We start from the raw sequence: 14,893 nt of genomic DNA on the forward strand, positions 1-14,893 counted from the left end.
TCAGCACTCCGCCCGCAGCGGCGGACCGTCCGGAGCCGCCGGGACGGGCCGCAGCAGCACCGCCGCGGCCGTAGCCGGGCGGAACAGCGCGGAGCGCGGCGCGTCCAGGCCGTTGACCTCGGCGAACACCTGTGACAACGCCGGGTCGCCGGCCGCCCGTACCGCCAGCCGGTCGAGATACCACTCCAACGGCCGCCGCCACAGCGGGCGGCCACCGCCCGCAGCCCCCGGCACCCGTCGGTCGGCCCCCGCCGCGATGCCCCAGGCCTGGCGCGACGCGCCGCTCAGGGCCTGCTGCACGCGGCACGTGCCCGGCACCCGACGCGGGTCCTCAAGCGCACCGCGCAACGCCAGTGCCCCGAGCGCGGCGACCGAAAGCCCCTGCCCGTACACCGGGTTCAGCGTGCAGGCGGCGTCCCCGCCGACCAGGAACCCGGCAGGCCGCCGGCCGGACAGGTCGTACCGCCGCCGCACGTTGGCCGTCCGGCGGAACCCGTAAGTCCCCCCGACCGGCTCCGCCCGCACCAGCCAGTCGTACAGCAGCCCGAACGGCAGGCTCTCCGCGTACGCCATGAACCCGGCCTCGTCCACCGGTGGTTCGTCCCCGCGCGGACCGAACAGCGTCACCAGCCAGCACCCGTCCTCCACGGGCAGCATGAACGCACCCCGCCGGCGTCCGCCGCCCGGGAAGACGTAGAACCCCCGTGACGGCAGTGCGTCCTCCGGCACTCCGCGGAAGCAGCGCGTCGCGTACGCCAGGCCCACGTCGACCCGTTCCTCCCGCGGCGGCTCCGCGCCGACCGCCACGAGCCACTCCGGAGCACGTGAGGTACGGCCGGACGCGTCCAGGACCAGATCGGCGGCGATCCGCGTGCCACTCGCACGTCCGCGGGAGCCGCCCGCGCCCCGCGTCCGGACCAGCACGCCGTCCACCCGGTCCGCGCTGCCCGCCAGACCGGTCACCTCGGTCCCGTCCAGCAACTCGATCCGCGGATCGGCCAGCACCCGGCGGCGCACCGCCCAGTCGGTCAGCGGCCGGGTGCACACCAGCAGCCGGGAGTGCGCCGCGGTACGACGCTGCCAGCGGCCGCCCTGGAACTGCACCACGTCCGACGGGATCCCGATCCGCTGGGCACCCGCCCCCGCGAGCTCGTCGGTCACCCCGGGGAGCAGCTCGTCCAGGGCCCGCTGCCCGCTCGGCAGCAGCACATGCAGATGCCGTCCCTGCGGAACACCCGCACGATGACCGGGCCCGGCGGGCAACCGGTCGCGTTCGACCACGGTGACCCTCTCCGCGTGCGCCGCCAGCACCCGTGCGGCCAGCAGCCCCGCCGGGCCGCCGCCGATCACCACGGCATGCCGTCCACGACCCCCGTACTGCGCCATCGTGCCTCCGTCCGCCCCGTCGGGCCTCACGCCCAGGCGGTGAGCCCGAGCCCGCTCTCGAACCGTAGCGCCCGCCCGGACCACGGATCCGGGAACTCGAGGACCCGGGCCAGGAGTTGCAGGGGCCGCGCGAAGTCCTCCGGGACATCGGCGTCCTGCACCACCGGATAGACCGGATCGTTGAGGATGGGCAGCCCGAGGGAGTTCATGTGGACGCGCAGCTGATGCGTCCGCCCGGTGAACGGGATCAGCCGGTACCGGCCGAGCGGCCCCCGCCGCTCCACCAGCTCGATCCGGCTCTCGCTGTTCGGCTCGCCCGGCACCTCCCGCGCGGCCATCACCCCGCGCTCCTTCACGATCCGGCTGCGCACCGTCGCCGGAAGCGTCACCTCCGGACGGTACGGCGCGATCGCCTGGTACTCCTTGCTCACCCGGCGTTCCTGGAAGAGCAGCTGGTAGCGGCCGCGGTCCTCGGGCCGCACCACGAACAGGGCGAGGCCCGCGGTGAGCCGGTCGAGCCGGTGTGCCGGCTGGAGGTCCGGCAGCCCGAGGTCCCGGCGGAGCCTGGCCAGCGCAGTGTCGGTGACGTGCCCCCCGCGCGGGGTCGTGGCAAGGAAGTGCGGCTTGTCGACGATCAGCACACGCTCGTCGCGGTGCACGATCCGCACCTCGAACGGCACGGGCACCTCGGGCGCCAGATCCCGGTGGAACCACACGTACCGTCCCTGGGTGTACGGCTCGTCGCCCCGCACCGGCTGCCCGTCCGCCCCTACGAAGCGCCCCTCGGCGAGCATCGCGTCGACCCGCGCCGCACCGATCGCGCGCCCGAACCGCGCAAGCAGATGGTCCCGTACGGTCGCCCAGCGCCCGTCCGGATCCGCGGGCAGCCGCAGCCGCACGGGATCGATCCCGTCCCGCTGCGGGAGGGGAGCGGCCGGGGTCCTGGTTCTGCGCGTCACCGGGCAAGGCTACGCGTGCGGGACGGAGTGGAGCCGGTCCGTGGCCAGGCTGCCGGGCCGGTCGATCCTGGCTGTCCGATCAGGCATTCTCGACGGCTTCGAAGACGTCGGTCCGGTCCCCTGCCACCGCTTCGGAGGCCGGGCCAGGCGGCGATGCATCCCGGCTTCGGGCACTCGAAGCGCTGAACGTCCCGGCGGCACGGCACCTCGCGAGGAACCGGTCTGACCGGTGCCCGTCCACCCGTCCCCATGCACTCTGAAGCAGGCGTCTGGGCACGGCACCGTGCGCCCGCCTCGGGCAACGAGCAGGCGGTCACATCGCCGGTCACACGATGGCCGGAAACGCAGAGGACCCCGCACGAAGCGGGGTCCCAGCTGGTGTCCGAGGGGGGACTTGAACCCCCACGCCCGATAAAGGGCACTAGCACCTCAAGCTAGCGCGTCTGCCATTCCGCCACCCGGACAAGGTGTCTGTCTCGCGGCCCTGGGCCGCTCCGACGTGGAAAACCATAGCAAACATTCGGGGCTGCCCGATCACGCGGGTGGGGCGGGCCGAGTGCGGCAGGCGTACGACGGCCGAAGGCCGCTCTTGGGGCGGAGGGGCGGGCGGGGGGAGGATGCGGGAAGAGAGTCGGGAACGGCCGCCGACGGGTGTCGGCTCGCCGTCGGGTGACCGGTCGCACCGCGTGCCGGCAGCAGCGACAGGAGGAAGCAGCGTGAGCGAGTCGAGCAGGGCCGGGACCGTGTCCGGCGAGGACGAGGTGGTGGACCTCTGCCGCGATCTGATCCGGATCGACACCAGCAACTACGGGGACGGCTCCGGTCCCGGCGAGCGCGCCGCCGCCGAGTACGTCGCCGAGAAGCTCGCCGAGGTCGGGCTGGAGCCGCAGATCATCGAGTCGCGCCCCGGCAGGGCCTCGACCGTGGCCAGGATCGAGGGCGAGGACTCGTCCAGGCCCGCGCTGCTCATCCACGGGCACACCGACGTCGTACCGGCGAACGCCGACGACTGGACCCACCACCCGTTCTCCGGCGAGGTCGCCGACGGCTGTGTGTGGGGCCGCGGTGCCGTCGACATGAAGGACATGGACGCGATGACCCTCGCGGTGGTGCGCGACCGGCTGCGCAGCGGCCGCAGGCCCCCGCGCGACATCGTGCTCGCGTTCCTCGCCGACGAGGAGGCGGGCGGCACCTACGGGGCGCGCTACCTCGTGGACCGGCACCCGGAGCTCTTCGAGGGCGTCACCGAGGCGATCGGCGAGGTCGGGGGATTCTCGTTCACCGTGAACGAGAAGCTGCGGCTGTACCTGGTCGAGACCGCCCAGAAGGGCATGCACTGGATGCGGCTCACCGTCGAGGGGACCGCCGGCCACGGCTCCATGACCAACAACGACAACGCCATCACCGAGCTGTGCGAGGCGGTCGGCCGGCTCGGCCGGCACACCTTCCCGGTGCGGGTAACCAAGACCGTGCGGTCCTTCCTCGACGAGCTGTCCGACGCGCTCGGCACTCCGCTCGACCCGGAGGACATGGAGGCGACCCTGGCCAAGCTCGGAGGCATCGCCAAGATCATCGGCGCCACGCTGAGGAACACCGCCGCGCCCACGATGCTGGGCGCCGGCTACAAGGTGAACGTCATCCCCGGGCAGGCCACGGCCCATGTCGACGGACGGTTCCTGCCCGGCTACGAGGAGGAGTTCCTGGCCGACCTCGACCGCATCCTCGGCCCGCGGGTCAAGCGCGAGGACGTGCACGCCGACAAGGCCCTGGAGACCGGGTTCGACGGCGACCTCGTCAACGCCATGCAGACGGCGCTGAAGGCCGAGGACCCGATCGCCCGCGCCGTCCCGTACATGCTCTCCGGCGGCACCGATGCCAAGTCCTTCGACGACCTGGGCATCCGCTGCTTCGGCTTCGCCCCTCTGAAGCTGCCTCCGGAGCTCGACTTCGCGGGAATGTTCCACGGGGTCGACGAGCGGGTACCGGTCGACGGCCTGAAGTTCGGCGTGCGGGTGCTGGACCGCTTCGTCGACGCCTGCTGAGCGGTGTGCCGGCCGCCCCCGGGGCGGTCGGCCCGGAACGCCCGTGACGCTCGCCCGCCTGCCGGAAGACCGATTCTTCAATAGGTCGAGTGTGCGGACGTTACCGGAACGAGTGAATGGCGAAGGGTGCTCGTAGCCCTCTCACTCCGACCTCGTTACAGGGAGTGCGATCCGCGGCTGGGATCGCATTTCCAACGAGGAGGAATGATGATCAAGAAGGTCGTCGCGGTTGCGGCTGCCACCGGCGGTCTGGTCATGGCGGGTGCGGGCATGGCCCTTGCTGACGCCGGTGCCCAGGGTGCTGCCGTTCAGTCGCCGGGTGTGCTCTCGGGCAACGTCATCCAGGCCCCCGTCCACGTGCCGGTCGGTGTGTGCGGCAACACGGTCAGCGTGGTCGGGCTGCTGAACCCGACCTTCGGCAACAGCTGCGTCAACGCGTGACGTTGAGCCTCAACCCGTAAGGGTCTGGACCCGGGCGGCCTCGGAGCGCGCGCCACGTGCTCCGGGGCCGCCGGGGTAGTCGGCCCCCGGACGCCATGTCCGCGGGCTTTCCGGCAGGTATGAAGGCAGGAAAAGAACCTATGCGACAGGTCACCAGAAAAGGCCTGATCACCATGGCGGCCGCAAGCGGCGTCATCGCCATGACCGGTGGATACGCGCAGGCGCACAACGGTGCGACCGCGCAGGGGGCGACGGCGGACTCCCCGGGAGTGCTGTCCGGCAACACGGTGCAGGCACCCATCGACCTACCGGTGAACGTGTGCGGGAACAGCGTCAGCGTCATCGGTCTGCTGAACCCGACGTTCGGCAACACGTGCGCCAACGGCTCCGGCGGGTCCTCCGCGGGTGGCAGCGGTGCCACCGCCGAGGGCGAGGCCACCGACTCGCCCGGCGTCGCCTCGGGCAATCACGTCCAGGCGCCCGTCCACGTCCCCGTGAACGCCTGCGGCAACACCGTGGACGTCATCGGAGTGCTGAACCCGGCCCTCGGCAACGAATGCGGCAACGTCGCTCCGCCGCTCAACGAGGAGCCGCCCACCACGCCTCCGGGCACGACCCCTCCGGGTACGACTCCGCCCGGCACGACCCCTCCGGGGACCACCCCGCCCGGCACGACTCCCCCGGGGACCACGCCTCCGGGTACGACTCCGCCCGGCACGACCCCTCCGGGGACCACGCCTCCGGCGACCACCCCGCCCGGGACCACGCCTCCGAGCACCAGCACCCCCGAGCAGCCGGGCGGCGAGACGCCCGGTACCTCGACCCCGCCCGGATCGCTGGCGGAGACCGGTGCCGGAGCGCTCGGCGTGGCGATCCCCGCGGGTGCCGTCATGCTGCTGGCCGGCACGATCCTCTACCGTCGCGCCCGCGCCTCGGCCTGATCGCCCCGGAGCGCCGTCCGGAAACACCCTCGGCGACGGAACGGGCCCCGCATCCGCGGGGCCCGTTCCGTTTTCACCATGTCGCTCGCACCTGGCGGATGATCCGCCGACGCAGCCGCACCTTGCGACTCCCGTCCCGGCGCAGACTCAGTCGGTCCAACTCCCAGTGTCCGTATTCGGCGTGGTCGGTCAGCAGACGGGTCGCCTCCTTGCGGGACACCCCGCGGGGGACGTACACGTCGACAAATTCGTATTCCGGCATCGCATCTATTGTGCGGGCACGGGCCCGGTACGGATAGCGTCTGCACTATGTCTGATGCTGCGCAGCCGACAGCTGCCGAGGTACGCGCCGCCGCAGAGGCGCTGAAAGCCGCGCTGGACCGTCACCTCGCGGCGGTCGAGCGCCGCACCGGGGACGACGATCCGGAGGTCTACGCGGCGTTCAACGCACTCGCGGTGGCTGCCGAGGCCTACGACGAGCGGCTCTACGACCGGTACGACGAGGTCACTCCCTTCGAGATCCCGGCCGGTGACGACGCGCTGCCGCACTACGTGGGGCCCGACATCCCGAACGCGCTGAGCGTCCTCATCCGCCGCGACTACGCGGTGGCGGAGCCGCAGCGACTGCTCGCCCAGGCACAGCGGATCGCCGACCTCGATCCGGACGCCGACCCCGACGAGCGGGGCACCGACGGCCCGGGCAGCAGTGTCCACGCAGCCGTCGGCGTGGTGTTCGGCGAGTACGAACCGGACGAAATCGCTTCGCGGCACAAGGAATTCGGCCTGGAGGAGGGCGACTCCACGCTGTGGGTCACCGCGGCCGACGACGTTCCGGAACCGGGGGAGTGGCTGGGCGCCCCCTTCGACCACGCCGACCCGCTGCGGGTCGTGTGCCGCTTCGACATCTCGGCCGTGTTCGACGAGGACGATCTCGACGACGACCGGGACTTCGACGAGTCCTGAGGGGGAGGGGCAGCCGGGTCTGCAGCCGGACGGCGCCCGGGTGCACCCGTCCGAGGTCCGTGCAACTGCCGTGGGGGTGCCCGGAGGCCCGCCCCGGACCGCGGTCCCGGGGCGGCGCCACTCACGGCACCACTACCGGAGCCGCCCCGGCCGAAGTGTCCGGCGGATCATGGCCGGGGCGGCGGACGACGAGGGGGACGACTGCGGCAAGGGAAGGCGTCGCCGCGGGGGCGGACGCTGCCCGTCTGGCGCCGCGTCCTGCGGCGTTGTCGTCGGTCGCCGGAGCTCCCCATGGACTCCCCCCGCCTTCGGCCGGGAAGGACCCCATCCTCCACGCCTTGCCGTCCAAGGCACCCGGCGACCCGGGCTGTCCGACCCTGATCCGCCGGACACCTCTCAGGACCTCGCCGGCAGGAGCCCCCGCAACAAGGTGCCCAGCCGGGTGGTGCGGGGAGTGCCGGGCCGCTCGGCGACCGCACGGGGCAGGGCCTGGTCCGCGCCGTGCACGACGGACAGATGCCGCTCGCCACGGCTGAACGCGGTGTACACCCACGCTCGGGTCAGACCCTCCGCCGCGTCTCCCGGAAGCACCACGACGGCCGCGGGCCAGCGCATTCCGGCTGCCTGGTGCGCGGTCAGCGCCCAGCCGTGCCGGACCGTCGACTCCACCCGTTCCTTCGGCACGACGACGGCGCCGCCGTCGCAGTCGAGCCGCAGGCCCTCGGCGTCGGCGCCGACCACCCGGCCGGGCACCGCCCGGCCGGGCCGGGGGGAGTGCACGACCAGGTCGCCCGGATCGAACCCGGCGAACCGGCCGGTGCCCGGGTTCAGCCTCTGCTTGAGCGCCGCGTTGAGCGCACGGGTGCCCGCCGCACCGCCGTGGCCGACCGTGATCACCCGGGTCTGTTCCGCGGGCACGCCGAAGGCGCGGGGCACCGACTCGGCGACCAGCTGCACCGTCCGGTGCACGGCCTCGCCCGCGTCCCGCACGGGCACGATGACGACCTCGCGGCCCGGGGCGTCCACCTGATTCAGCTCTCCGACGCCGATCCCGGAGACCACCTCACCGATCGGTCCGGCATCCGGGGTGCGGGAGACCACCACCGGACACGCCTTGGCCGCCAGTACGTCGGCGAAGACCCGGCCCGCGCCGGCGGACGGCAGGACGCCCGGGTCCCCGCTGAGGACCAGCCGGGTGCCGTCCGGCAGCGACTCGACCAGCGCGGCTCCCGTCTCCACGTCAAGCTGGGGTGCATCCAGGACCACCAGGACGTCCAGTGCGAGCGCCCCGTCCTCGTCCCTGCCGGGCCCCTCCGTGCCGGACAGCAGCCCGGACACGGTGACCGCCGACTCCGGACCGACCAGAGCGGCGAGACGCCGTCGCCCGTCCTCGGTGTGGGCGGCGGCGAAGGCCCGCAGGCCGGCCGCGGCCGCCGCGGTGACGACGGCGGCGGGCTCCGCGCGGGCCGCCTCTCCGCCGGTGTGCGCGACCAGACCGTGCGCGGTCACGGCGCGGATCAGTTCCGCCGCAGAGCGTGTCGCGGCGCCCGCCGCCGGATCGTCGGCCGGGCCGGGGTCCTTCGGGGCGCTGTCGACCAGTCGGGCGAGGCCGTCGGCGAGGCTCTCCTCGGCGAGTGCGAGGCGGTCGAGCCCCAGGAGGACGGTGACGTCCCCGGTGGCTCCGGCGGCTGCCTCCCCCTCATCGCCCGCATCGCCCTGTCCCTGGCCCTCCTGCTCCGGTCCGGTGAGGCCGTCCTGGAAGACCAGGACAGCCCCCGCCTCGATCGCGGCGGCCAGGGCGGCGTCGGGGTCGGGCACGGAGAGCCCGGCCAGGCCGCGTCGTACCTCCTCGGCGGACACCGCCGTGTGGCCCTGGAGAGCGGCAAGCTCCATCAGTCGGCCGGCCAGTGCAACGGCCCTCCGCTCGTCGCCGGGGCCGCACTCCGCGCCGAGCAGCGCCCGCGCGAAGCCGTCGGCCTGTTCGGGCCGTACACCGGGCACCGACAGCAGCTGCCAGGGGTCGTGACGCAGCGCCTCGGCTGCCTGACCCCCGAGCGTCGCGGCGACCTGTGGGGCCAGCGCCTCGGGAGCGCCGCCCGCGGCCAGCACGGAGCGCACCGCCGCCACGGTCTCGGCGGTGACGGCGGTCGGCCGGTCGGCCGGCTCCGGCACGTTTCGTCGCACCTGCGTGGGAGCTGCGGGCACCGGAGCCGCGGGGCGCTGCCCGCTCACCACGGGGCGGGTCGCGAACTCCTGACTCCGTGTCTCGCCCTGTTCCACGGCCCGGACCGCCGCGAGCAGGCTCGCGGCGGTGCCGCTGAGTTTGCCGCCGCTGTCGATCGGGCTGCTCTTCGCGGCCTTGCGCTCTTCGATCCTGGCCCGCAGCTCCCGCTGCGCGGCCAGCTCCGCCTGCGCCTCGGACACCCCAGTGCTTGCCGCGGCCTCGGGGTCTCCGTCGCCCTGCCCGCTCGTCTCGTCGACGGCCGAGGGCTCGGCGTCGGGGTCCACGCCTCCTGTCGGGTCCGCGGTCCCGGACGTGCCGCCCGCACCGTCGGCGGATGCGGTGCCCTCGCCCTGGTGGCCCTCTTGCTCGTCCGCTGTCGGCGAGGCGGCCTCTCCGTCGGTACCCGAACCCCGGTCGTCGGGAGTGTCCCCGGACGGCTGCGCTGCTGCGGAGCCGGAGCCGGAGCCGGAGCCGGAGCCGGAGCCGGAGCCGGACTCGGACCCGGTGGCCGGAACCTCGGCTGTCTGCACCGACCCCTCCGTCGTGCCCTCGGCGTCCGCGGGGGCGTCCGGCTCGGCGGGCGCGGCCGGCACCGGAGTACCGGGCGTCGGGTCGGTGGTGTCGGCGGCCCCCGCGGCGGGGCGGTCCGTACTCACAGCGTGCTCCAGTCCTGATCGGGATAGCGGTGCACGGGCGCCGACACGTCGTCGAGCGCCTGGCAGATCTCGTCAGGAAGACTAAGCGTCTCCACTGACAGGACGGCCGAGAGCTGGTGGGCGTTCCGGGCGCCGACGATCGGTGCGGTCACGCCGGGCCGGTCGCGGATCCATGCGAGGGCGACGTGCAGAGAAGTGGTGGCAAGGCCGTCCGCGGCGGTGGTGACCGCGTCCACGATGCGCCGGGCGGGGTCGTCGAGGTACGGGGCGACGAACGGCGCGAGGCGTTCCGAGGCCCCGCGGGAGTCCGCCGGCGTGCCGTTCCGGTACTTGCCCGTCAGTACTCCGCGCCCCAGGGGGGACGAGGGGAGCAGGCCCACCCCGAGGTCCATGGCGGCCGGCAGCACTTCCCGTTCCACGCCCCGCTGGAGCAGCGAGTACTCCATCTGCGTGCTCGCGAGCCGGGTGCGGATGCCGGGCGCCGCGAGCTGCCAGGTGGCCGCCTTCGCGAGCTGCCAGCCGCAGAAGCCGGCCACGCCCGCGTACCGGGCGCGCCCGCTGGACACGGCTATGTCCAGGGCCTGGAGCGTCTCGTCGAGCGGGGTGGCCGGATCGAAGGAGTGGATCTGCCAGAGATCGACGTGATCGGTGCCAAGCCGCTCCAGGGAGGCGTCCAGCGCGGCGAGCAGATGGCCGCGCGAGCCGTCGAATCGCCGCTCGGGGTCGGGCACGCTGCCGGCCTTGGTGGCGATGACCAGTTCGCGCCGGGGGACCAGCCCGTCGAGGAGCCGGCCGAGGAGGTACTCGGCCTCGCCGCCGCCGTACACGTCCGCCGTGTCGACGAGCGTGCCGCCTGCCTCCCAGAAGGTCTTCAACAGGTCGGCGGCGTCGTGCTCGTCGGTGTCCCTCCCCCAGGTGAGGGTGCCGAGCCCGATCCGGGATACGCGCAGGCCCGTGCGGCCGAGGTGCCTCTGCTCCATGAACGCTGAGATTAGTGGCCATGGCTGCATACGGACTGTGCCTGTGGACAACTCGGCCCCTGACGAACCGCACGTCGGCGCGCTAGAGTCCGGATCCAGAACATTACTGGTCAGTAAATGAGCAAGGGAGCACCCATGCGGCTCGGGATCAACCTCGGCTACTGGGGAGCCGGGATGGACGGCGACAACCTCGCGGTGGCGCAGGAGGCCGACCGGCTCGGCTACTCGGTCTGCTGGGCGGCCGAGGCCTACGGTTCCGACGCGCCCACCGTACTGTCCTGGGTGGCCGCGCAGACCGAGCGGATCGACGTCGGTTCCGCCATCCTCCAGATCCCGGCCCGCCAGCCGGCCATGACCGCCATGACGGCCGCGACCCTCGACTCGCTGTCCGGCGGCCGCTTCCGCCTGGGCCTCGGTGTCTCCGGTCCGCAGGTGTCGGAGGGCTGGTACGGCGTCAAGTTCGACAAGCCGCTGGCCAGGACCCGCGAGTACGTGGAGATCGTCCGCAGGGCGATGACCCGTGAGCGGCTGTCGTACGAGGGCGAGCACTGGACCCTGCCGCTGCCCGGTGGCCCCGGCAAGTCCCTCAAGCTGACCGTCCACCCGCAGCGCGAGCACATCCCGCTGTACATCGCCGCCATCGGCCCCAAGAACCTCGAGCAGACCGGTGAGATCGCCGACGGCGCGCTGCTCATCTTCCCGTCCGCCGATCACCTAGAGGACACCGCGATCCGCCACATCCGGGCGGGCCGGGAGAAGGCGGGCCTCACGATGGACGGCTTCGACGTGTGCCCGACCGTTCCGCTGGCCCTCGGCGAGGACAAGGACGTGACCGCCCTCGCGGACACGTTCCGCCCGTACACCGCCCTCTACGTCGGCGGCATGGGCAGCCGCAAGCAGAACTTCTACAACCAGCTCGCCCAGCGCATGGGGTACGAGAAGGAAGCCGCCGAGATCCAGGACAAGTACCTGTCCGGCGACAAGGCGGGCGCGGCCGCGGCGATCCCGCACCAGCTCATCGACTCGACCGCCCTGCTGGGGTCGGTGGACCGCATCGCCGACCGGATGCGCGCCTACGCCGCCGCCGGGGTCACCACGCTGACCCTCGCCCCGGCCGGCTGGACGCTGGACGAGCGGATCGCCGCCCTGCGGGCCGGCACCGAGGCGCTGGAACGCGCCGGTCTGGCCGAGTAGGAGGAGCAGGGAAGGCCCGGCGGGGAAGGCCGTCGGAGACGAGACCCGCCGGGAAGGACCCTGCGGCCGTGGTGGGGGCTCGGGGGTCTTCCCCGCCACGGCAGTCATACACAACAACGCCCCACCAGGCACCCGGTTACGCCCCATGCCACCGGGCGCGTCCTTCGTTCGGCCCAGTCGCCCGGCGCAGCTGTTGCCCGCCACCCCGACCGGCACTTGACTCGTTCTTCGCGGGAACTCGTTCCCGCGGACGTGTCCTTTCGGAGGTGGCGTGATGCTCTCGGCCCGAAGCCTGTTCCAGGAGATCGTCGACGACGACGAGTCCTTCCGGCTCTTCTGCTCCATCGCCGCCAGTGGAGAGGCCCAGGGCGGATGGGAGAACGGGCGCATCTCCGCACTCGTGCCCCCGGGCCAGCGGGCGCTCGCGCCCAAGATCGCGAGGCACGGCGCCGACGAGGACAAGCACGGCCGCATCTTCAACGCCCTGCTGCGCAAGCGCGGACTGGACCCCGTGGAGGTCCCGCACGAGACCGACTACACCAGGTTGCTCGAGGAGCGCGGCATCGGTCTGGCCCACGAGAGGCTCCGCAGGGACGAACCGCTCACCGAGTACGACATCATCGCCTACCTCGCCCACAGCCGGGTCACCGAGCAACGTGCCTCGGAGCAGATGGTGTTGCTCCGCAAGTACTTCGGTAACCACCCCGAGGTCGGCAAGGCCGTGAAGATGATCTCCGGGGACGAGGACAACCACCTCGCCTACTGCCACGAGGAGCTGCTGCGGCTCGCCCGCGCAGGCCACGGACGCACCATCCAGCGGCTGCTCCACGAGAGCGCGCGGGCCGAGATCGAGGTCCACCGGGACGTGAGCCTGGCGGTGATGGCGCGCATGGGCCGCATCCTGGGGTGGTCCCGTGCCAGGTCCCTGGTCCTCGCGGCCGGGATCCACGCGCAGTACGGGTACGAGCGGCTGGTCGGCTGGCGCCGCATGGTCATGCTCGCCATGCCCGCCCGCCGGGACGCCCTCGGCGGCCCCGCCGCCGCGGCGCCCGAGTTCGCCTGACGGCACCGACGACACCCCGGATGCCGCGTGGCCCGGGGAGTCGTGTCCGACCGACAGGTCCTCCAGGCCGTCCCTACAGCCAGCCGCGGCGCTTGAACAGCCGGTGCAGCCCGAATTCCACGAGCACCAGCAGCCCGATCACCAGGGGGTAGCTCCAGGTCCAGTGGAGCTCGGGCATGTGGTCGAAGTTCATGCCGTAGACACCGGCGACCATGGTGGGCACGGCCGCCATCGCCGCCCACGCGGAGATCTTCCGCACGTCGTCGTTCTGCCGCACCCCCACCTGGGCGAGGTGGGCGGCCAGGACGTCCGACAACAGCCGGTCCATCGCGTCCACGGCGTCGTCGGCCCGGCTCAGATGGTCGCTGACGTCACGGAAGAACGGCTGGGCCTTGGTGTCCACGAACGGCACGCGTGCCGTGGCCAGCCTCAGGACCGGCTCCACCAGCGGCCCGGTGGCCCGGCGGAACTCCAGGAGCTGCCGCTTGAAGGTGTAGATCCGCATGGCCGTGTTCCTGGTGTCGCGGGCACTGGCCTGCGGGGCGAAGACCTGGGCCTCCAGCTCCTCCAGGTCGATCTGGAGCTCCGCCGCGACTTCCAGGTAGTGGTCCACGATCGCGTCGCTCACGGCGTACAGCACGGTCATCGGGCCGTGCACCAGGATGTCGGGCTCGGCCTCCATCCGGAGCCGGACCGAGTGCAGCGGCGCCGCCTCCCCGTGCCGGACCGTCACGACGAACGAGTCACCCACGAAGAGCATCACTTCGTCACTGCTCACGGTGTCGCTCTTCGTCTCGTACGTCACCGGCTTCAGCACCATGAACAGCGAGTCGTCGTACACCTCGAGCTTGGGTCGCTGATGCGCCGACAGCGCGTCCTCGACCGCCAGCGCGTGCAGCCCGAACTCGCTGCTGACGAGGTCGAACTCCTCCTGCGTGGGCTCGTACATGCCCAGCCAGAGGAACGCGTCCCCGGTGGCACGCGCCTCGGCGAGGGCTTCGGAGAAATCGGCGGGGCGCTTCATACGGCGTCCGTGCCGGTAGATTGCGCAATCGACGATCACGGCGCGCATTCTTCCGCGTGCCCCGCCGGCGCGCATCCGGGCCGCGTGAGCCGGACCGCCGATCGGACACGGGCCGTACGCGACGGACGTAGGCCACGGGACCGCACGCGGCCGGCCGCACGTGACGGAGCTGCACCTGACCGGCCCCCGGCCCCCGCCCCCCGGGATGCCCGCCCGGGACCGCCCGCAGGGCATACGCTGGCCACCATGCCCACGCTGATCCTCGTACGGCACGGCCGGTCCACCGCGAACACGGCGGGGCTGCTCGCCGGCTGGACGCCAGGCGTCGCCCTCGACGAGCGGGGTGCGGCCCAGGCCGCCGCCCTGCCCGGGAGGCTCGACGGAATGGCCCTCGCCGTGGCGGTCACCAGCCCGCTCCAGCGGTGCCGGGAGACCCTGGGGCCCCTGCTCGCCGCCCGGCCCGGGCTGCCGTGCCACGTCGACGAGCGCATCGGCGAGTGCCACTACGGGGACTGGTCCGGCCGCAAACTCGTCGAGCTCGCCGACGAGCCGCTGATGGAGGTCGTGCAGAACCACCCTTCGGCCGCGGCCTTCCCCGGCGGCGAGTCGATGCGGGCCATGCAGGCCCGCGCGGTGGAGGCCGTGCAGGACTGGAACGCGCGCGTCGCAGCCGAGCACGGCGAGGACGCCGTCTACCTCATGTGCTCGCACGGCGACATCATCAAGTCCGTCGTCGCGGACGCCTTGGGCCTGCATCTCGACCTGTTCCAGCGGATCCACGCCGACCCCTGCTCGCTCACCGTGATCCGCTACACCCGGCTGCGCCCCTTCCTTCTGCGCCTCGGCGACACCGGCGACCTGGCCTCGCTGATGCCGCGCGACAACCCCGCCGACGGCGAGGGGAACGGCCGGGCAGCCGTGGGCGGTGGTGCAGGAGCGCCGTGATCGCCCCGCGCAGTAGGGTGGACGAGCCGGCCCCCCGCACCCGCCACCACCACCCGCCTGGCCGTGCAGTCGTCG

At 72.9% G+C, this 14,893-nt stretch carries 13 protein-coding genes and 1 tRNA gene; 7 read left to right on the top strand and 7 right to left on the bottom strand.

The features are described 5' to 3' along the window. The 3 genes from ACZ4Z5_RS04975 to ACZ4Z5_RS04985 all read right to left on the bottom strand — a co-directional run bounded on the left by ACZ4Z5_RS04975 (position 1) and on the right by ACZ4Z5_RS04985 (position 2,809). Positions 1 to 1,386 (bottom strand): NAD(P)/FAD-dependent oxidoreductase, encoded by a 1,386-nt coding sequence (locus ACZ4Z5_RS04975; protein WP_468256763.1) that lies wholly within the window; start codon positions 1,384 to 1,386, stop codon positions 1 to 3. A gap of 26 nt (positions 1,387 to 1,412) precedes the next feature. Next, entirely contained in the window at positions 1,413 to 2,345 is a 933-nt protein-coding gene (locus ACZ4Z5_RS04980) for an RluA family pseudouridine synthase (protein WP_468256766.1), read from the bottom strand. 376 nt (positions 2,346 to 2,721) lie between these two features. Beyond that, positions 2,722 to 2,809, bottom strand: a tRNA-Leu gene (locus tag ACZ4Z5_RS04985). A gap of 252 nt (positions 2,810 to 3,061) precedes the next feature. On the opposite strand from ACZ4Z5_RS04985, the gene ACZ4Z5_RS04990 reads away from it, so the two are divergent. From ACZ4Z5_RS04990 to ACZ4Z5_RS05000, 3 genes are all read left to right on the top strand, one after another. Continuing rightward, on the top strand, positions 3,062 to 4,387 hold the full coding sequence (locus ACZ4Z5_RS04990; RefSeq protein ID WP_468256768.1) for a M20/M25/M40 family metallo-hydrolase: 1,326 nt from the start codon (positions 3,062 to 3,064) through the stop codon (positions 4,385 to 4,387). Between the two features lie 207 nt (positions 4,388 to 4,594). Beyond that, positions 4,595 to 4,828 (top strand): chaplin, encoded by a 234-nt coding sequence (locus ACZ4Z5_RS04995; RefSeq protein WP_468257665.1) that lies wholly within the window; start codon positions 4,595 to 4,597, stop codon positions 4,826 to 4,828. A 140-nt stretch (positions 4,829 to 4,968) separates the two neighbouring features. Then, complete coding sequence (locus ACZ4Z5_RS05000; RefSeq protein WP_468256770.1) at positions 4,969 to 5,769, top strand: chaplin; 801 nt, start codon at positions 4,969 to 4,971, stop codon at positions 5,767 to 5,769. A 73-nt stretch (positions 5,770 to 5,842) separates the two neighbouring features. Here the strand turns inward: ACZ4Z5_RS05000 and ACZ4Z5_RS05005 are convergent, their stop codons facing one another. Next, on the bottom strand, positions 5,843 to 6,031 hold the full coding sequence (locus ACZ4Z5_RS05005) for a DUF5703 family protein (RefSeq protein WP_175410115.1): 189 nt from the start codon (positions 6,029 to 6,031) through the stop codon (positions 5,843 to 5,845). Between the two features lie 47 nt (positions 6,032 to 6,078). Here ACZ4Z5_RS05005 and ACZ4Z5_RS05010 point away from each other — a divergent pair, with 47 nt between their 5' ends. Next, entirely contained in the window at positions 6,079 to 6,732 is a 654-nt protein-coding gene (locus tag ACZ4Z5_RS05010) for a hypothetical protein (RefSeq protein ID WP_468256773.1), read from the top strand. A gap of 396 nt (positions 6,733 to 7,128) precedes the next feature. Here the strand turns inward: ACZ4Z5_RS05010 and ACZ4Z5_RS05015 are convergent, their stop codons facing one another. Both ACZ4Z5_RS05015 and ACZ4Z5_RS05020 read right to left on the bottom strand, forming a co-directional pair. Further along, positions 7,129 to 9,612 (bottom strand): helix-hairpin-helix domain-containing protein, encoded by a 2,484-nt coding sequence (locus ACZ4Z5_RS05015; protein ID WP_468256776.1) that lies wholly within the window; start codon positions 9,610 to 9,612, stop codon positions 7,129 to 7,131. Continuing rightward, on the bottom strand, positions 9,609 to 10,592 hold the full coding sequence (locus ACZ4Z5_RS05020) for an aldo/keto reductase (protein WP_468256778.1): 984 nt from the start codon (positions 10,590 to 10,592) through the stop codon (positions 9,609 to 9,611). The genes ACZ4Z5_RS05015 and ACZ4Z5_RS05020 overlap by 4 nt, the downstream gene beginning before the upstream one ends. 135 nt (positions 10,593 to 10,727) lie before the next feature. Here ACZ4Z5_RS05020 and ACZ4Z5_RS05025 point away from each other — a divergent pair, with 135 nt between their 5' ends. After that, on the top strand, positions 10,728 to 11,786 hold the full coding sequence (locus ACZ4Z5_RS05025) for an LLM class F420-dependent oxidoreductase (RefSeq protein WP_468257668.1): 1,059 nt from the start codon (positions 10,728 to 10,730) through the stop codon (positions 11,784 to 11,786). Positions 11,787 to 12,060: 274 nt separating this feature from the next. Further along, positions 12,061 to 12,849 (top strand): ferritin-like domain-containing protein, encoded by a 789-nt coding sequence (locus tag ACZ4Z5_RS05030; protein ID WP_468256781.1) that lies wholly within the window; start codon positions 12,061 to 12,063, stop codon positions 12,847 to 12,849. A 73-nt stretch (positions 12,850 to 12,922) separates the two neighbouring features. On the opposite strand, the gene ACZ4Z5_RS05035 is transcribed toward ACZ4Z5_RS05030, so the two are convergent. Then, the gene (locus ACZ4Z5_RS05035; RefSeq protein ID WP_468256784.1) at positions 12,923 to 13,921 is read right to left on the bottom strand and encodes a magnesium and cobalt transport protein CorA; all 999 of its coding nucleotides are present in this window, start codon (positions 13,919 to 13,921) and stop codon (positions 12,923 to 12,925) included. 198 nt (positions 13,922 to 14,119) lie between these two features. On the opposite strand from ACZ4Z5_RS05035, the gene ACZ4Z5_RS05040 reads away from it, so the two are divergent. After that, positions 14,120 to 14,818 carry a histidine phosphatase family protein gene (locus tag ACZ4Z5_RS05040; protein WP_468256787.1) on the top strand — a complete coding sequence of 233 codons (699 nt, stop codon included), beginning with the start codon at positions 14,120 to 14,122 and terminating at the stop codon, positions 14,816 to 14,818. Positions 14,819 to 14,893: the final 75 nt, after the last annotated feature.

The sequence above is a fragment of the Streptomyces sp. NPDC030222 genome (genome assembly GCF_055573115.1).